Source organism: Leptospira abararensis (assembly GCF_016918735.1).
Lineage (GTDB): Bacteria > Spirochaetota > Leptospiria > Leptospirales > Leptospiraceae > Leptospira_A > Leptospira_A abararensis.
In genome coordinates this window covers 100,629-122,812 of the sequence record NZ_JAFFPR010000055.1, presented here as the reverse complement: position 1 = coordinate 122,812, position 22,184 = coordinate 100,629, and the positions used below count along the sequence as shown (strand labels likewise).

Here is a 22,184-nt window from a genome sequence, read left to right as displayed (position 1 = left end):
AAAGAAAAATTATCTTTGCATTTTTTGAATATACTCTGCAACCGCATTAATTTCGGCTTTTCGCATATGTGAATAAGCTTTCATATATGTTCCCGGAATTCCGTTTTTAATCGATTTAGCAATAGCTTCTTTAGAGGATCCATAGATATAAGTTGACTTATCTTGGAAATTGGGAACTCGCGAATTGGATAATAATCTGGATCTTGTACCCCTTCCATTGCCCTCCATTCCATGACAGGAAGCACATCCATTTTGTACGTACATTGCTTCTGGAAAAGGAACTGTCACTGCCGGCGGGGGAGGTGGTTCTTTGATGGGAGTCTCATTTTCCGGAGAACAATAGTTAAAGATAATGGAAAAAGTAAATAATCCTAATAAACTAAAATAGAATTTTACATAAGAACTTTGGTTCCTAATCTTAATTAAGTTTCCTGAATTTCTTTTTATGAAACCAATCACTCGCAAAAGGTTCCTGAGCCTGCCAAACTTAAATTGTATTTTTGTGATAAATAACAAAAAACAATATTCCTTCCAACATTTGTTAGACTTGTTTTGTAATAAATGACTTCGCTAATATGACCAGAGAAAAATTGAGTTGTTGATTCATCGGTTCCCAAATAGACATTGTTTTGCGTAAAAGTATGCGCCGTATTTATAGTAATTCCATAAGAGAGTCCACTGGAATAAAATCCAAATAAAGAGGCACCTAAGTGTTCAACGGCAATTATATATGGAGTGAGTGTAGAAGTAAAAATGGGATTACTATATCCTACATCTCCAATTCCTGTTTTGACCATGTGGACTCGATTGCTTTGGAGATTGTAGGAAACTCCTCCAGCCGCAGATTCTAGTATTGGGCCATCGTTAAGATCGGTGCGGCTAAATGCCAAAAAGAATGTAGAATTATCAAATGGTAAGTCTAAAGCCGATCCTCTATAAAGATATTGTGAACTTGCTGCATTAAAGTTTACAGATGGTTTCCCATTGAAGCCAGCGTTGTTATAATTTGGCGGTGTTGCGCCGGCAAAGAATGAAGCTGCGTTCCCACTGCGATCATGCCATGTGGTAACTGAGGTGCCATTCCCTTGGTTTGATAAACTATCGGCACTTAGGTGGAGACGTAAACTACTGAGTCCCAATGTTGGAGACCAGGAAACTACTTGCCTCGGGTCATAACCTGATAACGCTTGGATTTCATTTGCATTTAATGCTCGATTATAAATTAAAACATCATCAATAAATCCAGGAAAATATGTGGTGAGATCGGCTTTCGTTCCAATGGTGAAGGTAGTAGGAATTGTATTCCAAGTATTTTTAATAAGCGTTTCGAGTAAAACACCATTGTGATAAACCATCGCCAAATTCCCATTAGCTGGCCCGTGAAAAACTCCACAGATTTGGTGCCATACATTTTCGTGATTGTAATAAGCGCCTTCTACATCATTTCCATATCCTGAAAATAGATACTTCGCTCCCACATTTGCTGTACCAAGTGAGATCATATTGTCTGTGCTAGGTTGGCCATAACTCACGATCGTTCCTGGATTTGCAATCGACGATTTGTAATGCGCACAAATGGTTCTTGGTTTATTTGCTTTCGGCAATTGGGTGTCGGTTGTGGATACCGAGATATAATTGGTTCCGTTTGTACTAATGGCACCGGCAGCATTTCCATATCGATCTGTAAAAAGGCCAACACCCATATTCGTGACTTGGTTTCCCATTCCACTGACATCTTGAAGGTCTTTATTAAAATCAAACCGGGCCACAAGACCAACAGGAATTTGAGCAGAGAGTCTTCTCACTTCTTTATCATTCAGTGCTTTGGAATAAACTCTTAGGTCTGCAATTTTACCGGCAAAGGTTTGTGTTGGAAAATACATCATTTTTCCGATGTACACTCCGGTTCCAGTAGTTGTATTGACAAAAGTACCGATGTCAGTGGGTCCAACGATATCAATTCCGTTCACATAGATAGATCCATAAGTACCATCAAAAGTTCCACAAAGGTGAGACCATCGGTTTAAAGGAACAGAATGCATTATAAATACTTCACCGCTACCCAATCCTCCGTAGCGAAGGAGATTGTTTCCACTTGGGTCTGTATACATTGATAGAATGAATTCAGTTTCTGGATTCGAAGTGCCATAAGAAAAAATTGCTGAGTTCTGCGAGCTCGGTGGGTATCTTTCTGGGTGGATCCACGCACAAACACTACGAGGGTGTTTGCTTAATGGCAATCCGAGTTCTGAACCCTCCGCAGAACCTAAGTTATCTGCAACAAATCTTATGCTGGAATTCGGACTTTTATCTCGTCCCGGAGCAAATACTGTCAATCCTCCATATTGAGTTAGGGTTCCTCCAATTGGGCCTGTGGGATTCAAATTCCCATTCATTTCATATAACATGAGAAGTTCAATGGGGCGAGATGCGTAGGAATTTCCCACTAAACTTGAATCGGCATTCCGAGCCAGGTCGTTGATTTCTGCTTCATTTAAAACTTTGGAGTAATACCGAACATCAGCAATCCTTCCCGGAAAAAAATTGGCAAGAGAGGCAACACCAATCGAAAAGTCTCCTGCGGGGGCATTTGTTGGAAATTGTTTTTGAAACACCAAATTACCGTTCATATAAACTCGGTAAATATCGTTGTTATCGACCGTCATAGTTACATGTGTCCATTGTCCAGGAATGACTGTTGCATGTACTGGGTCAGGTGCATAACCTCCCCTTAATATTCCCAGTTGGCTTTCGGAGGAAATAAAAAGTCCATGACCGTTGGAGCTTGCGGTTCCATTATAGAAGATCACTTTGGCAATGGCAGGATTGGTTCCATCCCAATTGATCCATGCCGACATGGTAACGTTGTTTACTGATCCAGAAGGTAAAGGAGCTATCCCTGCATTGCCTGTGGATGTGGAAGCGGCTCCGGTAGTTTCTCCAAACCGACCGAGACCAAAACCAGGGCTTCCCACAGCCGTTATGGTTTGGTTATTTAAATAATTATAAACAACACCGTTGAGAGGATAATATGCTAATAGTCCAGAGGCGTTGAGTGACCTAAGTGCATGTGTGGTTCCGAATACCAAAACATTTCCAATGTTTGCCATATACATCGGTGAATCGATCGTTGCATTTATGCCTTCTCCATTGGTAAGACCAGTTCCTCCTGAACCCGCGACAGTGATCACCTCACCTGTTAGCATGTGGATACGCCTGATTCGATGGTTTCCATAATCAGCCACATATAAAAAGATCCCGTCGTTTGTAACTCCGTGTGGCATCACAAAACTAGCATTAGTTCCAGTACCTTCGATAAATCCAGAACTCGAATTGCCGGCTAGGATGGTCGTTGCTCCTGTAACTTTATGAGTTTTTGTGATGTTATGAGTTCCTAAATTAGTAGCATAAATGTAATCACCCGAGATTGTGATTCCCTCTGGTTGGTTGATATCTCCGCCGCTTGTAAGAGTCGAAACTTCTCTTGTTCGCAGCTTCAAAATGCGGATTGTTGAATTGGTTCTTTCCGCAATGTATAATTTATCATCATCGTAAACAATTCCTGTCGGAGCGGCAAATCTGGCTAAAGTAGGATCTATAGAATCAACGTTTCCATTGGCAGGTGAAATTGTAGAATCATCACCCGCCATTGTTTCTGCAAAACCGGAACTAATGAGAATTCTTTTGATCCTGTTTCCATAAAATTCGGTAACATAGAGATAGGTTCCATCTGTAGTGATTCCTCTCGGATAATTTAAGGCACTAACAGCCCCTGATCCTGCTGTATTTCCTGCAATTCCATTTCCGACAAGGGATGTCACAGCACCAGTGCCAGGTTGGAAAATCCGGATTTTATGATTTCCTGAATCGGCAATGTATCCTCTGGTTCCATCAAATGTAATCCCACTGATACTATTGAACCTTGCTGCGGGTCCGATGGCATCTGTCGAACCACTTGTGACTTGCCCTGCGGCTAGACTCACTAGACCGCGATAATAATGCACTTGTAATGGTGCTGGTTTTTTGGCTGTAATGGCATTCCCATACCGAAATCCTGCGACACAATTCACTGCGACATTAGTGATGTTAGCTCCAAGGACAGTGCCTGAATAATCGGATTGGATGGCACAGACGTGACCTGGAGGTTCTGCTGTAATCGTGATATCATAATTGGTTCCACTGGCAATCGGTGTAACAAAGGAGATCGGAGTAGTTGTTGCTCCACCAGGAACATTGATGGAATCAATTCCGTTGGTGACAGTGAGTCCAGCAGGTAATGCGGAAGTGCTTGTGATGTTTCCACTCATCGCATACTGATTGACAGTACAAGAGATGGCAACCGAGGTAATGGGAGTGTTGGTCACTGTCCCTGATCCATTGGTGATATTACAAGTTTGCCAAGGGTTTTGCGGAGAAGAGAGGACGGTCACAGAGTAATTGGAACCTGTGGGAATGGCCGTGTTGAAGGTAAAGGTTCCATTGGCTGCAATGATCAAATCATCACCTAAATTATTTTGTAAAACAAAGGTATTTGCCCCAAACGGAAAGGTAAGGGTGCTTATGGTTCCGCCCACAGAATATACATTTGGTTGGTAGTTCAAATTTAAGATGTCGCTACTAACAAAGTTTGTTTTGCACATACGAACCTTTACATTTTGGGAAGAACCTGGAGTGGGAAAAATATAATTCCCTACTGTCCCCGTAGAACAAGTATTTGTTGTTCCTCCGCATACTGGATCTGTTGGCGTTCCTGCGGCACTTTCCGAACAAACCCATGTGGTTCCCGTAGTGGTTGTCGTAAAACTTACCGATTGTCCGGAATTCAAAAGAGAACCTGTCGCCAAACTAGGAGTCGGTGTTGCGACTTTCAGAGTATAAACCGAACTCACAACAGTTGAATCGACCCAACCGGCTTTACAATGAATGGCTTTGATCACGCCTTGGTTTGTATCGGTTAAGGATACTGTAGTTGTTGTCGCCGTTCCTGTGGCACAAGTGGGATCTGCTTGGCTTCCGTTTCCCAAAGTATAACGATACTCAGACCCAGGTATTAAAGTGGCGAGAGTTACAGTTCCATCATCATTAAAAATAGATCCACTGACAGGAGAAAAAGTGGGAATAGGAAGACTACAATTGACTATAGCAGTTCCCTGATCCGAAGTGGTTCCCGAATGGGTTCCTCCGGCTGACATCGTGCAAACTTGATTAGGTGAAGATCCAGAAACAACAATTTGGTAATCAGAACCACCGGGAATTGTGGAAGGAAAAGAAAAATTGGTCACACCTGCATTGACTGTGACAGATTGTGTGACAAATGGGGTCCCCCCTGTATTTACTAAATCCAAAGTGACCGATCCACTCAGGATACTGGTTGTAGTTCCCCCAGGACTAGAAACTGTTCCACTGACGAGAAATGCATTGCTACAATTGACTGGAACGGTATAAACACCATTGGCAACAGTGATGGTTCCAGAAGCCAATGTACATACTCCGGTTGCTATGTTACCGCCCGGGTTATCAATAGCTATAGAAAATGTTCCCCCGCTCAAATAGGTTCCAGGAAAGGCAAAGGTTCCATCTGCCGTGACATTGATTGTGTTCGATCCATCTAACGTAAGTTTTAGTTCATTGCCAACAGAAAGTGTTCCTAAAATCCCCGTCACTTGGGCATTGACTGCAAATGAGTTCGTTGTACAGTTGATTGTTGCTGGCAAATGGGCCGCAGCCATCGTTCCTGTTGTGACCCCGGGGGATGTGATGGAACAAGTTTGGCTTGGGCTTGTGGGTTGGCTTATGATGCTAAAATTATAAGTCTCTCCAGAAGGGATTGGTGGTAGGGAAAAACTTGAGGAATTGACATTGACCACATCGGTCCCGGCACCTGTTACATTTTGTATTTGGAGTCCATTTCCGAGAAGACCAGTGACCGTTCCGTAAATAAGATAAAGTGCATCCCCACAAACAATTTGAATTCCTTCGATATTGCCGTTAAGCACTGTACCGGATCCAGACGAAACTACACATTTTTGGATGGGAGCCGAGGGTTGGGTTTTGACCGTTACATTATAAGGAGAGCCGGCTTGTATTTTTTTTGAGAAAGTATAAGTTTGGTTCGCCGACACATCCACAACATCTCCATTGTTTTCGATTTGTAGGCCGGATCCCAAAAGTCCCGAGACACGAAAAGAAATAGAATAAGTAAGCGTGTTCGCTTGTAAAAAACGAAAGGTAGTATAGGTATCCAAAAAAGAGCGTTCGATCCCTGGAAATTTACAGGCAAAGAAAGGTAGTAAAATAAGACAGATACAAATTCTTCGGAAGTAACTCATTTTTTTCTGAATAGAAAGAGCCGTACATTTTTGTTTTGCGACTTTTCTATTATCGAAAACTAAAATAGAAGAACTTACAAAGTCGAGAGAATTTCTTTCCTAACCTTCGGTAATGTACCTACATAATTAGGAAAAGTAATGACAGTGCTTTTTTTGAGAAAGAGTTGCAAAAAAGAATCTAAAAAAACGAACATTTGTTTGGTTTAAAGGAGGCCTTTGGATGCCAAAAACTCAGGATTGAAAATTTTAGATTGGTATTTTGCTCCACTGTCACATAACACAGTGACTATGGTGTGTCCTGGACCTAAATCTTTGGCAATTTGATAAGCCGCAGCCAAGTTGATCCCAACACTTCCGCCCATAAACAAACCATCTTTTTTTAAAACCAAATTCAAAATTCTAAGGGCTTCTTTGTCATCAATGCGAATGGCATCGTCGGCAGGCATTCCTTCCATATTTTTAGTGATCCGGCCTTGCCCAATCCCTTCCGTAATGGAAGAACCTTCAATCGTGATTTTTCCTGTTTTGACAAAGGAATAAATTCCTGAACCATAGGGATCTGCCACAATGCATTTGATATTGGGGTTTTTTGATTTGAAAAAAAGTCCGGTTCCCGCATAGGTTCCGCCCGTTCCAAGGGAAGCCGTCCAAACATCAATTTTGCCCAGGGTTTGTTCCCAGATTTCAGGTCCTGTCGTTTCAAAGTGTGCTTTTCTATTGGCTAAGTTATCAAACTGGTTGGCCCAAACTGAGTTTGGAGTTTCCAAGGCAATTCGTTCTGACACTCGTACATAATTTCCTGGATCCGCATAAGGAACGGCAGGGACGAGAGTCACATTGGCACCTAACGTGCGTAGCATTTCAATTTTTTCTTTGGATTGAGTTTCTGGAATGACGATGACGGATTTGTAACCTTTGGCATTACAAATATGAGTGAGACCAATCCCTGTATTGCCAGCAGTTCCTTCAACAACGGTTCCACCTTTTTTAAGAAGGCCTTTCCTTTCTGCATCTTCGATAATATATAAGGCAGCTCTGTCTTTTACCGATCCACCAGGATTTAAGAATTCAGCTTTTCCTAAAATTTCACATCCCGTTTCTTCACTCAAAGAGTTAATTCGTATCAGCGGGGTATTTCCAACAGTATCAATAAATCCGTTTCGTATATCTGTTTTCATGAGAATGAACTTGACTCCTTTCCTTTAGACTTAGATCTTCCAAGTCTATGTTACAAACCATTCGCCGGTGGTTCGCTCCTGCTCCGCCCATTTCGCAAAAACCGGAATCAGAAATCCAATCCCTTTATCCGAAATTCCGATTTCGAGTATTGGAATCAACTTTTCTTGGTTATACGACCTATTACTTAACTAGAAATAACTTCTCACCTGTTTCCAAAGAAATTGGGGAAGCCTTATCTTATTCGAAAGCGGATATAGGTGACATCCTCGCAGTCACAGCCATCACTTATGGAATTGGAAAATTTTTAATGGGAGCACTCTCCGATCGTTCCAATCCAAGAAAGTTTATGGCAGTAGGTTTGTTTCTTACCGCCATTTTGAATTTTTCTTTTGGATTTGCGAATCATTATTGGATTCATCTATTTTTATGGGGAGCCAATGGTCTTGTGCAAGGAATGGGTTGGCCCCCATGTGGACGTTCTTTAGGACACTGGTATTCAGTAAGAGAACGTGGTACTACGTTTGCATTTTGGAATATTGCACATAATATTGGAGGCGGCATTGTCGGAGTGGTCGCTTCTCATTCCGCATCGCAATTTGGATGGCAATACGCCTTCTTTGTTCCAGGGATCATCGCACTTGTTGGATCCGTTTATTTATACATTCGACTTGTGGACACACCTCAATCAGAAGGCCTTCCACCTGTGGAAGTTTACAGAAATGATTATCCACCAGAAGAAAAAGAAGACCATGAAGCTGAACTAACCACCAAACAATTGATTGTTGAACAAGTCCTTATGAATAAATACATTTGGCTTTTTGCCATTATTAATTTTTTTGTTTATATCATTCGTTATAGTTTGATTGATTGGGGCCCCACTTACTTAAAAGAAACGAAAGGAGCTGACCTTTTGGGTGGAGGATATTCAACTTTTATTTTAGAATTTGGAGGGATTGGCTCCACCATTCTTATGGGATGGGTCTCGGATAAATTTGATGGGCGCAGAGGAATGGTAAGTTTACTTTGTATTTTGCCGATTTTCTTCGCGTTTCTAGGAATTTTGTTCAATCCCCCCGGATCCTTATGGATTGATTATATACTCTTTGGACTCATCGGACTCTTTATCTATCCACCCGTTATGTTGTTAGGTGTTGCTGGTATGGACTTTACCTCCAAAAAAGCAGTTGGCACTGCCGCGGGATTTATTGGTCTATTTGGATCTTTGGGAAGAACCGCTCAAGGGAAGGGTCTTGCCATCCTTGCGACAGAATACTCTTGGGATGTTGCCTTGTCTGCTGTCCTTGTTTCGACTTTGATTGCTATCGTCCTACTGGTTTTTAGTTGGAATTTACGACCACGTGGGTAAATAAATTGACTAAATCAAAAATAAGGATAAGGTAATTAACTTATGACACTCGGCAGAAAAATTTCCATTGGAATCATTGGCATCATAGCCATCCCATTAGTTGTGGCTCTCTTTCTACCTACCCAATACCAGGTAGAACGTTCCATTGACATAAACAAACAAGCCTCGGATGTATTTGCATTCATCCGCATGTTAAAGAACCAAGACCAGTACAGTGTTTGGGCAAAAAAAGATCCCAGTATGAAAAAGATTTACACTGGCCAAGATGGTGCTGTTGGCTTTATTTCTCGTTGGGAAAGTTTAGACAAAGAAGTTGGAATTGGCGAACAAGAAATCAAAATGATCAATGTCGATGCTTTGGAAATGGAAACCGAACTTAGATTTTTTGAACCCTTTGAAGGCACCGAACGTAGTTATATGAAAGTTTCTTCTTTGGATCAAAAAAAATCCAAAGTCATTTGGGGATTTGATGGCTCCATGCCTTATCCCTCTAATTTGATGTTAGTTTTTATGAATTTTGAAGAAATGATAGGAAAAGACTTTGAAGAGGGGCTATCCAACCTCAAAGTTGTCTTAGAAAAGTAAGGAAATTCATTTCGATTGAACAAACAAAATATCTATTGGCAATTATACCAAGACGATCCCATTTTAAAACCCGGATTTCCGTCGCCCGTTTTGGCGGATCCGAGTTTTTTATTTCCCGAAACAACTCCTGACAGTCTTTGGCATCTCTTTGCCCATAATATATTCGGTGTCCAAGAATTTCTCTCAGAAGACGGCATTCATTGGAAAAAAAGAAAAACCGTGGTTTGGAATGCCATGCGTCCGTTTATCTTTCATGAAAGCGAAACTTACTATCTGTACTATGAGAAATATAAATTCCTTCATGTTCTTATGTCTTGGTTTCCTTATAGAAAATGGAAATCGCGGATCGAAGTTCGAACTAGTAAAGATTTAAAAACTTGGTCAGCGCCAAAAACTGTCATTGAACCCAAATTTCCATTCCATAAAGATCCAAAGTTTGGCGAATCAGTCAGTAATCCATGTTTGGTGAAGTTTAGAGATAAATACAGAATGTATTTTTCTTCATCTCTCGTTTTTATCCCTGATTGTGGGTTTTGTGAACCCAGATACATCACTGTAGCGGAGTCTACTTCTCCTCTCGGACCGTTTTCGTATTTCTCAGATCCCATCCTTTCCCCAAATGAAATGGATCCATTTTGTAATTTGGGTGCCGGCTCCATCAAAGTGATCGAATGGAAGGGGCGTTACCTTGGATTTCAAAATGGTATCTTTTGGAATCCAGTAAGGAAGGAATCTTGTTCTGCCATTTTGTTTTTACAAAGTGAAGATGGGCTTAACTTTGAACGAATCAACCCAACTCCTATCCTTGGCCCGACGGGAAGGGGATGGAAGGCAAGCCATGTCTATGCCTGTGACGTGAAGTATTCCGAAGCAGAAAAAATCTTTATCCTTTACTTCAATGCCAGGGACAAAGCGCACTGGATGAAGGGAAAAGAAGCGATTGGACTCTTTGTGGGAAAAGTAGAAGAATCGCAAGGGGCTGTCGGCAAAACATCCACCAAACCGGCGAAGAAACAAAAGTCCCCTTCAAAAAAGAAATTAGCGAAACCAAAACTAAATCCAAAACCTAAAGCTAAGAAGTCTAAACGCAAATGACAAATTCTCTCAAAGGCCACTCCAAAGATTTAGGAGACAATTTTACCATCCGCCGAGTCCTCCCTGCTATGGAAAAACGTTCGGTAGGTCCCTTTGTTTTTTTCGATCATTTTGGCCCAGTGCCAGTGGTCACAGGTGAGGAACTTGTGGTTCGTGCCCATCCTCACATTGGTCTTGCTACCATCACATTTCTTTATGATGGTGTGATTACCCACAGAGATAGTTTAAAAGTGGAAATGGATATCAAACCTCATGAAACCAATTGGATGGTTGCAGGTTCCGGTATTGTACATAGTGAACGCTCTAAGTTTGATGCTAAATACGAAGTGTTAGAAGGCATTCAGACTTGGATTGCTTTACCAAAAGAAAAAGAGGAAATAGATCCAAGTTTCGAACATTTTTCTGAATCAGAAATTCCTGTTTTAAAAAAAGATGGTTTGATCTTTCGGTTGTTAGGTGGAAATTTTTTAGGATTACATTCTCCTGCCACAGTACATTCTCCGTTATTTTATGCAGACATTGAAATGAAACCAGAAGCAGAAGCGGTGAATTGGATTCTTTCTGACACAGAAGAGGCTGGCCTTTATGTTTCTCGTGGCTCGATTGAATCGAATGGAGAATCTTACGCCGTAGGATCGATGGTTTTATTCGAAAAAGGTACTGCCGTTTCCTTTAAGGCGAAACAAAACAGCCGTTTGATGTTACTCGGTGGAGAGCCATTGAATGAAAAAAGACATCTCTATTGGAATTTTGTTTCCACAAGTCAGGAGACCATTGAAAGAGCAAAGGAAAGATGGGCAAAAGATGAATTTCCAAAAGTTCCGAACGAAACAGACAGGATTCCCTTGCCCACTTAAAAGTTAAGGTTAGAAATTTATTTCAAATCATCAGCAGCTTTTTTGTATTCTTCTGCTTCTGTTCGAAATTCTTTTGCAAGGTTTAAACAATGTTCTTTAAACTTTGCTTCTGTGATTGCTTTTCCACCTTTGTTTCCCGCCATTTTTTCGTGTCTTTTCGCACTTGCTTCCTTTTCTTTTGCCATTGCATTTAGATAAGAACGTGCGGCCTGTTTACTTTCTGGAGAATTTGCTTCTTTAATCATTAAGTTTTCCAAGTCAGACAAAGCAAATACGGATGTAGATGCTAACACGAGTAACAGGGTAATCAATTTTTTCATAGAATCCTCTCTGGAATCAATTATACTGGTTCTATTGGAATGTCAATAGGGGTGGTTATTGATATTTTACAGAATCGGAGCCAGCGGACATAAAAGCTAGTTTGGTACCCGCTTCGGCAAAGGCAGGGATGGTTTCTGCAAATCCAGTTGCGGTGACCATAAATGTTTCGTTCGGACCGACAGACTTTTTCATTTCAGGAAAATAAACAGATCCAGAAACTGTATAAAAAATTCCAAAGGCCACAGGATCACATAACTGAGAGAAGCTGAAGTTCTGTGTTTGGTTAAATTCCCAAGACTCCAATCGAAATTTATCATTCGAAGTGAAAAGGTATCTTGGGAAAGGGTGATAAGTGATGAGCTGTTTGGTTTGTTTTTCTGACCCATCGGATTTTTGAAAATTTAGAACTGCCAATGCTTTTTCTAAATGGAGCTCTCTTGGATTTCCATCATCTCCCAATCGACCATAATCGTACACTCTGTATGTTGAATCAGATGACTGTTGTACTTCAAGTAACAATACTCCTCCACCTATGGCATGGATTGTACCTGGATTCAATAAAAACACATCCCCAGACTTTACTTTCCATTTCCGAAGAACAGTTTCTCCGAGGTTTTGTTTTACAAGAGTTTCGTATTCTTGGCGGCTTGTATGATTATCAAATCCAACTACTAGTTCTGACCCAGGGTCTGCGTACAATACGTACCAACATTCTTTTTTGCCATTGGACTTCGGATCGTACTTGAGTGCGTATTCATCATCGGGATGGACTTGAACAGAAAGTTTTTCTTTTGCATCAATGACCTTCACGAGTAAGGGTAATCCTGAGTCAGAAAAAGGTTTGCCTAAAATATGATTGGGAGATTTTCGAATAAGTTCTGTTAGTGGTAGATCCGGAAACTCTGGATTTTTGATTGGGGAAACATCGGTTCCGTATACAGAGACTTCCCAAGATTCTCCGATGGACCCTTCCGGAATTTGGCGACCAAGAGTTGTTTCGAGTTTTCTACCTCCCCAGATTTTTTCCTTATAAAGGGGGGTTAAAAATAAAACTTTGGGAATCTTTTCCATCGATTTCCTTTTTAGACAGCACTCTTCACTCGTAAAGGGATATTTTTATGAACCAATAGTTTCACTCGTAGGTATTTTTTCTTAAAATGGGTAAAGGAATCGGGTCGAAATTTGGAGAGGTCAAATTCAAAAACCTTTCCATGGATAAGGGCAGATCTAGGAAATTCCACTTTGAGATTCCGATAACCTTTGTAACTTCCTCGACCACTGCAAGCGGGACAGTGGGGGTCACTACCCATACAATCTATACAAACTAATCTTACAGTCAAAGGAATGACTGCGATTACCGGTCTTATAATTTCTGATTCTTTTAAATCTATAATCAAATCATAATCAATTCCCGTAACCTTTCGCCTATCTTTGTTCCGAAACCCTTTTCTCATTAACCCACGTTTGGCGAGCTCTAAAATTCCTGTCGTGAACCGTACGCGAGATACAGGTAAGACTACTGGATGTTCTTCTAATTTACGTTTTAAGAATTCACGAGCATAATTTTTTTTGAATTCTTCGTCATAAAACTTTCGTCCATCACCTGATAAAGTTTGATAGGCGAAGTAAAGGATTTGAAATTTAGAATAGGAGCCAGTGACTGGATTGTCTGGATGGAATTGTTTGACCAGATGACGGAAAGAGGATTTAATCTCTTCCGTCGTGGCGCCAAAGGGAATCTCTAGGACTTCGTAAAGGTTTGTATGTTGTGGTGGTATGGTATAACTCATTCCACCCTCTCGCGTATTATGGTTCTTGGAAATCCCCGCTGACAGAAACTTCCATCACGGATTCAGAAACCATACGAGTTTCTAAACTTCCTTTTGCTTGGATGTACCTGTCAATGGTTCTTGCCACTTCGCGGAGTCTATCTCGGTAAGCTGCTGCTAAACGTAATCTTTCCCATGGGCTTTGGATTTTTTCTAACTCAAAACTCAAGGTGTTATCGTCTGCGTTGGTAACTGTACGAACTGATAGATTCAGTCCTTTCACTCCGCCAGAAGTATTGTTTTTTAATTCACGGTAAGTTGTGACTGGGTCTTTGCCTTTTTCCGTAAGTGATTTTCTAGACCAAAAGGAGATTTCATCTAAAGAGAATCCACCACCTTCGGCTCCACCACCACCTTTCAATTTCATGACAAAACGGCTGTGCATGACATAACTTGGTTCAAACGGTAGGTGGATTTCCCTTGCATTGGTCACTTGGCCATAGCGGCTATCTTTGACTTTCTTTTCGTAACTTAGGAATTTTATCTTTTCGTTGATCACTGCATGATAATCATCCACTTCTTTACCAATTCGTTCGATCTTCTGTTGCTGTTTTGCGTTATAAGGGATGAGAGCAAGGCTTCCATCCGGATTTAACTTTTGAGAATCTGATTGGCTAACAGGTTCATTTTTTTCGTCGGCTGCAAAAAGGCCAACGGTGAGTAGAAAGGATAAAATTAGGACAAACGAGATGCGCATACGAACTCCCAAGTAGTAGACTCTATATATATTTTCGACTTTTGAAATGAAATCATTAATTTGTTAAAAATAAGGTTGATAAAAAACGTAAAAACCCGACTCTAGCGGAAGGTCTCCCATGGAAATAAATCTAAAAAAAAATGCCGACGCCTACGTGATCAGCATTTCCGGAAGTTTGGACATTTATACTTCCCTGGATTTTAAAAATTTCCTAGAAACCAATGTTCCAAGCCAACCCACGGAAAATCTGCATGTCATCATCAATTTAGAGAAACTCAATTATATTGACTCCTCAGGAATTGGAATGCTCATCAAACAGCTGAATTATGTCCAGGAACTGAAAGGAAAGTTCTCCATTGCCAATATGAAACCGGCTATTGAGAAGGTTTTCAAAGTGGCAGGGCTTACTAGTTACTTCCAAACCATTGGTGAAGACGAATACCGCGAAAAATACGCGGTATAGTCAATCTTTTGCATCCAACCGATTTTCTAAAACAAAGGCATCCCAAACCCCCCAAAATCGACCAAGAGAGTTATTGCTTGGCACAAGTTCTACATGGATCTTCCCGTCAGGGTATTCTGATGGTTCTAAGGGGATTTCCACCGGATTGGAGAAACTTTGGCTTTTGTCCGCATATACAAATCGTTTAGGCCTTCCATTCACGAGAATGTTTAATTTTCTCGGTTTGAATTTAGAACCCTTCAGGGGGCGGTAGCGTGTGAGATCCAGATAAAGGTATACGGTAGATTTGGAGACTATGGTTTTTTCTAAAAGGAACTGAAGCCCTGTTTCTGGCACCATCCGACAAATATAGTCCTGAAGCCCTAAATGAGGTGCGTCTGGTTCCAATTCATAGGATTGGTAGATAGCCCAGGTCTTTAGTTCTGGGAATGTGGAAATGTCTTCTGGGAGTAATCCTTCTTCCAAACCAAATTCCTGTTTGGGAAGGTTCGTGTCTTTTGCCAACACCGAACCAAAGCATGATAAAAAGATTGCCGTTAGGAGAAGGATTCGTAGTTTCAATGGAAGCACCTAGTTCAAGTATCGGATTACGAGACAAGTCCCCCTTTGAAAATTATTCGCTCTTTAGAATCGATCCAAAATGAGTTTCACAATGGCTCGTCCCTGACACTCGGTAACTTTGATGGGATCCATGTGGGCCACCAGACCTTACTTGTCCGAACTGTAGAAAAGGCAAAGGAGTTGGACCTGCCTTCTGTAGTAGTGACATACTACCCCAATCCTTCTGTGGTTCTTGGCAAAAAACCAAATTTCAAATACCTATCCTCTGAAAAAGAAAAAGAAGAACTCATCCGTGGGTTTGGAATCGATTATTTAGTTGTTTTGGATTTTACATTAGAACTTTCTAAAATGACTGCTGAAGATTTTTTAGAAAAAATCATGATCCAAACTTTGAATGCCAAACATATTGTGATAGGTTATAATCATTTTTTTGGAGCCGAACGGCGAGGTGATTTTAAACTTTTAGATTCGAATAAGTTTAATTATGGTTATGCGGTAGAGTTAAAAGAAGCTGTTTTAAAAAAAGAAAGTAAAATCTCTTCCTCTCTGATCCGTGGTTTTTTGGAAAAAGGAGAAATGGAAGAAGCAAAAATCCTTTTGGGTAGAAATTATCATATCACTGGCATTGTTTTTGAAGGAGCTAAACGAGGAAGGACTATTGGATTTCCTACTGCAAACATCAAAGTGCCAGAGGATAAACTTTTACCAGCCATTGGAGTTTATGCATGTTTTGCGAAGTTTGGTGGAAAAGATCACAAAGGAATGGTGAACATAGGACACAATCCAACCTTTGATGGATTAGGACTTCATGTGGAAGTGAATGTCTTTGCTTTTGATGGAGATTTATACGGAAAAGAAGTTGAATTAGAAATTGTTCATAAAATTCGTGATGAAAAAAAATTTAGTGGATTGGATGAGTTGAAAAACCAACTAACAAAAGATAAAGAAGAGAGCATTCGCATTTTAAATTTTGACTAAATAGTATAACTTTCCTTTTCTTTTGATTTTTCCCAAAATCTGTCCGTTCGTAGAATCTTTTTCTAATATTCCTTCCAAGGATATTTTTGATACCGCCCAATCTTCTTTCAGTTCATCAAAATAGAATCCATGGTCTTTTTTGGAAGAGTCTTTCATTAGTAATACATTTTTTTGTTTTTTTTCACCTTCTTCCATTAAAACAAATCCAGGTCCAGGAAACAATGGTACTAATTTATCTTTGATTCGTAATTGTTTTTTGAATGCTGGAATATTTCTAAGAATACGGTAACTTTTTTTAGGAATTAAAAAGTGTAAACCTTCTAACTCATAACAAATAAAAACCAACTTTCCGTTAAGTTTTTGTGATGAGGATGATGGGTTTGTTTTTTTTTCTGTGAGACGACTTGCAATCCGAGTGATTCTATTTTTTAAAGCAGAATCTAAAAACTCAATTTTATCTTCTGATTTAATTTTCTCTAAGATATGAAATAGGGTATCGAACTCTTTTTGTTTGTATTCATTTTTGATTTGGAACTTATGGATTTCTGTATTGAGACGTTTACTTCTTTGTAAAAAATAGGGTGATTCATTAGTTTCGGAAATTTGAATCAATTGTTCTGATAATTTTGTGATATTGGTGATCCGTTCTTTTGATTCCCTTTCTAGTTCTTCCAGACGGATCAATTCATTTTCTAATTTGATTTTGGTCTGAAAGAACTCTTCTGCCCCCAATTCTTTTTTGGTTGGTTTCATGGCGATTTTTAGTTTGCAAACTTACGTTTTTTAATCGAAAGGATAATTCCAACGGCAGTCATCGCCATTACCAAATGGGACCCACCATAACTCATAAATGTGAGTGGAACACCTGTTACAGGAAGTAGGCCAATCACAATTCCCACATTAATGGCAATATGGAAAAATATCATCGCCACAATTCCTGCGGCAAGAAGTGATCCAAACCTATCTTTACTTTCAAAACTAATTTGGAGTCCTCGGAGAGGAATGGACATCAGGAAAAATAAAAGTAGCACACTTCCAAAAAATCCAGTTTGTTCGGCCCAGGAAGCAAAGATAAAGTCAGTTCCCGATTCGGGAACATGAGGGATTCTCCCTTCCGTCATCTCTCCATGAAAGAGTCCCTTTCCAAATACCTTTCCCGAACCAACAGCTGGTTTGGAGGCTCGGAGTTGGTAACCGGCCCCTTGTTTGAATTGGTCAGGGTTTAGGAAGGCGGTGAGACGAATGACTTGGTTTTCTCGGAAGGGAATGGATTTGTGGACTGCAATCGCGGAGAGAATGGAAAGTCCCAAAATTCCTATCGTGATGTAATAGTTTCTAAGATGTTTGGAACCACGGGCAATGCGGATAAAAATCATCACCAAACTAATGAGAGCAAGTGTCCCACCGAGACCAAACATAAATGCTTCATTGGATAAAATTTTAAAACCCAAACTAGCATATTCATCTTTTACGATATCAGCGGCTTCTCTAATCATCTGCAAATTTTTTGGGTTTTCGATTCCAGGTAAAGTAAGGCCTGATACTTTTTTTCCATCGAGGATGAGCCAAATTTTACCTTGGAGTTGGTTTACAATTGATACTAGTTCTGTTTTGTTATCTTTTCGAAGTAAATCAATCAGTGGTTGAATTAGTGTTAGTTGAGAGTAGGCAAGATACATCGGAACCATGAGTGAAATCCCGCCAAAGGTCAATAGAGAGCCAACATGCAAAATGTCAGCACCACCTAAATACAACATTGTAAATAACATTGGTAAAAAAGATACTGCTGTTCCAAAATCCGGCTGTAAAATTATGAATAACATTGGTACTAAACAAATGATAAACGGTATGATTAGTACAGTTATTTTGTGCATTTCTTTTTCTTTTAAAACCAAATACTGTCCAAGTAAAATCACTGTTGCCAGTTTAGAAAACTCTGAAGCTTGGAGAGTGATTGGTCCTAGTTTTAACCAAGAACGTGCCCCGCGTCCAGAAGGAAGGTATCCAATTCCCGGAATGAGTGTGAGCACAAGTAAAACAATAGAAAAGATATAAATGAAAAGTGCATAAGAACCTATCAACTGATAGTTGATCCTAGACATAAACCACATGGAGATTAGGCCCACAAAAACAAATGTAAATTGTTTGTACCAGCGGCCTAGTCCATCTGCTGTATTTGCTTCTTGGGTGTATAACGTAAGAACTCCAGCCATTGCCACTAGGACTACGGAGAAAATGAGAAAAAAATCGAGTTTTTCTGTATTGCGATCAGCCATTAAAATGCCTCTTGTTCTACTGGTGCTTCTTCTTCCATGGTTTTGGCACGAGATCTATCAGTTCTTGGGAATGATCCTGGCGGGAAAGCAGCTTTAAACACTTCTCTTGCTGCGGGAGCTGCGGAAGCTGCTCCACCTACACCGTATTCAACGAAAGCAGCAACTAATATCTGTTTTTCGATAGGGGCGTTCACAGGTGCATATCCAATAAACCATGCATGGTTTGAGGAAGAAGCTCCTCTTCTTCTCGTTTGTGCCGTTCCCGTTTTACCTGCAATTTCTGGAAGTGTTGGTGAGTTGAGAACACCCGATGCAGTTCCCGAATATCCCACTAAATACAAGCCTTCTTTGAGTGCTTCTACTGTGGATCGTTTGAGGGGAATGTCTCTTAAAATCGTTGGTTCTGTTTTTTGAATGAGAGAGTTGTCGAGAGGACTTCTAATTTCCGAAACGATATATGGTTTGTAAATTTTTCCATTATTGACAACTGCCATATAAAATAGCGCCATCTCAATGGGTGTGGTTGAAATAAATCCCTGTCCGATGGAAAGGTTTACCGTATCCCCATCAAACCACTTGTTTCCATAAGTTCTTTTTTTCCAATCGGAACTTGGAATGAAACCGGTTGCTTCCCCAGGAAGATCAATTCCCGTTTTTTTATCTAAACCAAATAACCTAGAATAGGCGAGGATTGGTTCTGCTCCTAATTTATATCCTAATTGATAAAAATAGACTGAATTGGATTTTTCCAAGGCTTGAGCCAGGTTGAGATCCCCGTGATTTTTTTTGTCCCAGTTATAAAAAACTTGGTCCGGTACACCTTTGAATGTTGATTTCAAAGTGAAACTGGCAGGGCAAGAGAAAGTTTGTTTGGGATCAAAATTGATTTTATGTTCACTCTCCATGGCGGCAAGGCCCACTAGAGTTTTGAAAGTGGAAGCTGGCGGAAACCTGGATTGAATCGCTAAGTTTAAGAAACCACCGTTGTTAGTAACACGTGTAAAGTGATTGGAACGATCTAATTTGTTTTTTCCTGAAAGGATATTGGGATCATAAGAAGGATTTGATGCCATGGCCAAAACTTCACCGGTGGTTGCTTTAATAGCAAGAACCGTTCCCCGAACACCTTTTAGGGCACGGTAGGCGGCAATCTGCATGTCACGGTCAATGGTTAAAACTAAATTGTTTCCAGGAACGGAATGTTCGATCACACGTTCTTCTTCTATATTTCCTTCTGTGTTCCTTTTTTGGATGCGGAACCCATCTTGTCCACGAAGCGTTGTGTCGTAGAGAGATTCAATTCCGCCTTTACCGATGAGTTGGTAGGTTTTAATTTCTTTTTCTTGTAAGTCGCTAGTTGTTGGTTTTCCCACATAACCAGTTACATGTGAAAGGGCCGGTCCCATATGATAAACTCGAGCAGGGGAAGAAACCAAATAGACATATTTATTGATATTATCAAGTACAAGGATTCGTTCTTGTTGTTCGCGGGAGATCCCTTCTAATAATACAAAAGGTTCTCTGGAACGAATTTTTTTAATCATCCGAGAGTCTTGGAGTTCTTTTTCGTAGTAAACAATGGGGATAGAAAGTGCTTCACAGAATTTGTAAATAAAATCCTTCACCTTTCTTGGATCATTCTTTAATAAACTCGTATTAAGAATCACATCTAATGATGCTGAGTTTGATACTAGCGGCTGGCTTGTTTCGGGAGTGAGAAAATTACGGTCAAAAATATTGCCACGATCAGCGGGAATGGATTCACTTCTGCGTACAAAACGTTCTGCTTTTAGCGAATTCTCGCTTCCCTGTACAATCTGTAGATTAAACAACTGAAGAATATAGGCTGTTAATGTAAAAACAACCATACCCGTAAAAAAATACAGACGTTTTCGAAAACTCGTTTCTAAGCGAAACTCAGATGCCGACTGGCTCATTGCCTCACCTCATCCGAATCTAATCGAAAGGCCCATGAGAATAAAAAGAACAAGGCCGGGCCTATGAATGCATTGTACAAAGAAACATACAAAAAGGAATAACTATGGTTGGAATGAAAAAACATCAAAAATAAAAGATAAGTGATGATTCTCGAAACTAGTGTAAATCCAAGGATATAGATGGTAATAGAGATATAGTTTTCTGTATAAGAACTTCGCATCACTTTTCCTACGATGTATCCTATGATGGCATAGGAAAAGGAATGAAGTCCTATTTTATAATAAACAATATTGTCTCCACCAATTTCACCACCTAGCGCTGTATCGGTGAGAAGGCCTCCGAAAAATCCTAACCAAAGTCCATAAAGTGGTCCTTTTCGGAGTGCAAAAAAGACGACGAAGATGACCATAAAGTCTGGTCGAATTGCGTTCCCTAATTCAAATAAATTGGATCCATTAAGGAAGTGAGAGAGTAACAATCCGATGATGATAAAAAGTTTATCTAAAATCATGGTGTTACCTCCTTCGGAGCTTCCGGAGTGGAAGGACTAGACGGAACTGATGGTGATGAGTCTTGTGTGTTTGTATTCAAAGATGGTTTTGTGTATTGAGGAGTTCCGAAGGTAGAAGGAAAGTTACCTTGCCTTTTATCCTTTTCTTTCTCTTTTTTATTGTAATCTTTTTCTTTTGGAAAATCAATTTCTCCAAAGTACGGGCCGTCAATTTGAATTGTTTTTTCTGCCGGCCATTCTTCACGCCACTTTTCCGGTTGTTTCTTTAAAACAATTACATGTAGCAGTTTATCAAACTCAACAAACGGCCGTAAGATGGCAGTTTTAAAAGATCCATTTCTTGGACCTTCTTCGATAATGGTTCCCACTGGAATTCCCGAAGGGAAAACTCCCGATCCACCAGAACTAAACACAGCCTTACCAATTTTACTAAATCCTTCTGTAAACATTGTGTTTGCTGAAGTTGGCGGTGGGTTTGGACCCATAGGAAAATTTCCTATGGCTTTCGGATCAATTACAATTCCGGCATCAATATAATCTAACAAAACATCGGTTCCGCGGCCACTGTTTCCATTCAGAGAAGCCCAAAGGTTGGTTCCCGGAATGGACACTCCCATAGAAAAGTTAGAATTGATGATGGGTTGAATGACAGAAGATCCTTTGGAAACCGCGATGATTTTACCGACAAGAGCTTCTGTAAATTTGCCTTTTTCGTCCAGTGACCGAGCGACCACAGGCATGTAGGGTTTGATTCCCACTTCGGAACCTTTGTTGATGATGATGGTGCGGTAGATGGCATTCAATCGAACACTCAAAACTTCAGCCCGAACCGAAGGATAATCAATATGCAGAGGGAAGTTCAATTCTTGCCTAAGAATCGCATTCTCGGCTTTTAGTCTTTCCACGTCTTTGGAAAGTTGGCGGTATTCTTCCATCACGTTCAAACAAGAGTCGCGTTCCTCTCGGACACGTTCGAAAGACTCAAGTTTGTTATAGCTACTTTTGATTAGGGATCCAAAGGAATCAAAGGACCCAGAAAAAAAATCGCCTACACCCTGAAAGCTGGCAATCCCTCTCACCATGAAGTTGCCGTTCCAAATTAGGGAAGTAAAGGAAAACAGGAATACGAAAAGTAGGGAAAACAATTCGTCATTTTGATTGATGCGATTCCACTTCATGGACTTATGTCACATTAATTT

The 22,184-nt window shown here is 40.3% G+C and carries 19 protein-coding genes; 6 read left to right on the top strand and 13 right to left on the bottom strand.

Going from position 1 to position 22,184, the window contains the following annotated elements:
- Positions 1-9: 9 nt before the first annotated feature.
- The 3 genes from JWG40_RS20100 to JWG40_RS16685 form a co-directional block, all read right to left on the bottom strand.
- Entirely contained in the window at positions 10-459 is a 450-nt protein-coding gene (locus JWG40_RS20100; protein WP_332470967.1) for a c-type cytochrome, read from the bottom strand.
- Positions 456-6,245: a LamG-like jellyroll fold domain-containing protein gene (locus JWG40_RS16690; protein WP_232369445.1), complete on the bottom strand. Its 5,790-nt coding sequence runs from the start codon at positions 6,243-6,245 to the stop codon at positions 456-458. Before JWG40_RS16690 ends, JWG40_RS20100 begins: the two co-directional genes overlap by 4 nt.
- A 287-nt stretch (positions 6,246-6,532) precedes the next feature.
- On the bottom strand, positions 6,533-7,507 hold the full coding sequence (locus JWG40_RS16685; protein WP_205286901.1) for a cysteine synthase A: 975 nt from the start codon (positions 7,505-7,507) through the stop codon (positions 6,533-6,535).
- A gap of 47 nt (positions 7,508-7,554) precedes the next feature.
- Between JWG40_RS16685 and JWG40_RS16680 the strand changes: the two genes are divergently transcribed.
- Genes JWG40_RS16680 through JWG40_RS16665 form a run of 4 tightly spaced genes read left to right on the top strand, consistent with a single transcriptional unit; the run spans position 7,555 to position 11,411 of the window.
- Positions 7,555-8,874: an MFS transporter gene (locus JWG40_RS16680; RefSeq protein WP_205286900.1), complete on the top strand. Its 1,320-nt coding sequence runs from the start codon at positions 7,555-7,557 to the stop codon at positions 8,872-8,874.
- Between the two features lie 42 nt (positions 8,875-8,916).
- A complete protein-coding gene (locus tag JWG40_RS16675) occupies positions 8,917-9,459 on the top strand; it encodes an SRPBCC family protein (protein ID WP_205286899.1) in 543 nt (180 codons plus the stop codon).
- 15 nt (positions 9,460-9,474) lie between these two features.
- A complete protein-coding gene (locus tag JWG40_RS16670; RefSeq protein WP_205286898.1) occupies positions 9,475-10,554 on the top strand; it encodes a family 43 glycosylhydrolase in 1,080 nt (359 codons plus the stop codon).
- Positions 10,551-11,411, top strand: coding sequence for a pirin family protein (locus tag JWG40_RS16665; RefSeq protein ID WP_205286897.1), 861 nt, complete (start codon positions 10,551-10,553; stop codon positions 11,409-11,411). Before JWG40_RS16670 ends, JWG40_RS16665 begins: the two co-directional genes overlap by 4 nt.
- A 17-nt stretch (positions 11,412-11,428) precedes the next feature.
- Here the strand turns inward: JWG40_RS16665 and JWG40_RS16660 are convergent, their stop codons facing one another.
- The 4 genes from JWG40_RS16660 to JWG40_RS16645 are packed head-to-tail and all read right to left on the bottom strand — an operon-like array spanning position 11,429 to position 14,258.
- Positions 11,429-11,731 carry an LIC_10421 family protein gene (locus JWG40_RS16660; RefSeq protein ID WP_232369444.1) on the bottom strand — a complete coding sequence of 101 codons (303 nt, stop codon included), beginning with the start codon at positions 11,729-11,731 and terminating at the stop codon, positions 11,429-11,431.
- 55 nt (positions 11,732-11,786) lie between these two features.
- Complete coding sequence (locus tag JWG40_RS16655; protein WP_205286896.1) at positions 11,787-12,803, bottom strand: type I phosphomannose isomerase catalytic subunit; 1,017 nt, start codon at positions 12,801-12,803, stop codon at positions 11,787-11,789.
- Positions 12,804-12,814: 11 nt separating this feature from the next.
- Positions 12,815-13,522 carry a DnaJ domain-containing protein gene (locus JWG40_RS16650; protein WP_205286895.1) on the bottom strand — a complete coding sequence of 236 codons (708 nt, stop codon included), beginning with the start codon at positions 13,520-13,522 and terminating at the stop codon, positions 12,815-12,817.
- Between the two features lie 16 nt (positions 13,523-13,538).
- A complete protein-coding gene (locus tag JWG40_RS16645) occupies positions 13,539-14,258 on the bottom strand; it encodes an LIC_12936 family protein (protein WP_205286894.1) in 720 nt (239 codons plus the stop codon).
- A gap of 118 nt (positions 14,259-14,376) precedes the next feature.
- On the opposite strand from JWG40_RS16645, the gene JWG40_RS16640 reads away from it, so the two are divergent.
- A complete protein-coding gene (locus JWG40_RS16640; RefSeq protein WP_002973307.1) occupies positions 14,377-14,721 on the top strand; it encodes an STAS domain-containing protein in 345 nt (114 codons plus the stop codon).
- On the opposite strand, the gene JWG40_RS16635 is transcribed toward JWG40_RS16640, so the two are convergent.
- On the bottom strand, positions 14,722-15,291 hold the full coding sequence (locus tag JWG40_RS16635; protein ID WP_332470962.1) for an LIC10729 family protein: 570 nt from the start codon (positions 15,289-15,291) through the stop codon (positions 14,722-14,724).
- Between the two features lie 36 nt (positions 15,292-15,327).
- Between JWG40_RS16635 and JWG40_RS16630 the strand changes: the two genes are divergently transcribed.
- The gene (locus JWG40_RS16630; protein ID WP_205286892.1) at positions 15,328-16,260 is read left to right on the top strand and encodes a bifunctional riboflavin kinase/FAD synthetase; all 933 of its coding nucleotides are present in this window, start codon (positions 15,328-15,330) and stop codon (positions 16,258-16,260) included.
- Here the strand turns inward: JWG40_RS16630 and JWG40_RS16625 are convergent.
- From JWG40_RS16625 to mreC, 5 genes are read right to left on the bottom strand one after another with little or no spacing between them, the layout of a single operon-like run.
- The gene (locus JWG40_RS16625) at positions 16,246-17,013 is read right to left on the bottom strand and encodes a hypothetical protein (protein ID WP_205286891.1); all 768 of its coding nucleotides are present in this window, start codon (positions 17,011-17,013) and stop codon (positions 16,246-16,248) included. The two genes, JWG40_RS16630 and JWG40_RS16625, sit on opposite strands and share 15 nt — an antisense overlap.
- 8 nt (positions 17,014-17,021) lie before the next feature.
- Positions 17,022-18,536 (bottom strand): rod shape-determining protein RodA, encoded by a 1,515-nt coding sequence (gene rodA / locus JWG40_RS16620; RefSeq protein ID WP_205286890.1) that lies wholly within the window; start codon positions 18,534-18,536, stop codon positions 17,022-17,024.
- On the bottom strand, positions 18,536-20,473 hold the full coding sequence (gene mrdA, locus JWG40_RS16615; protein WP_205286889.1) for a penicillin-binding protein 2: 1,938 nt from the start codon (positions 20,471-20,473) through the stop codon (positions 18,536-18,538). Before mrdA ends, rodA begins: the two co-directional genes overlap by 1 nt.
- Positions 20,470-20,985 (bottom strand): rod shape-determining protein MreD, encoded by a 516-nt coding sequence (gene mreD, locus JWG40_RS16610; RefSeq protein WP_205286888.1) that lies wholly within the window; start codon positions 20,983-20,985, stop codon positions 20,470-20,472. Before mreD ends, mrdA begins: the two co-directional genes overlap by 4 nt.
- Positions 20,982-22,163 carry a rod shape-determining protein MreC gene (gene mreC, locus JWG40_RS16605; protein WP_205286887.1) on the bottom strand — a complete coding sequence of 394 codons (1,182 nt, stop codon included), beginning with the start codon at positions 22,161-22,163 and terminating at the stop codon, positions 20,982-20,984. Before mreC ends, mreD begins: the two co-directional genes overlap by 4 nt.
- Positions 22,164-22,184: the final 21 nt, after the last annotated feature.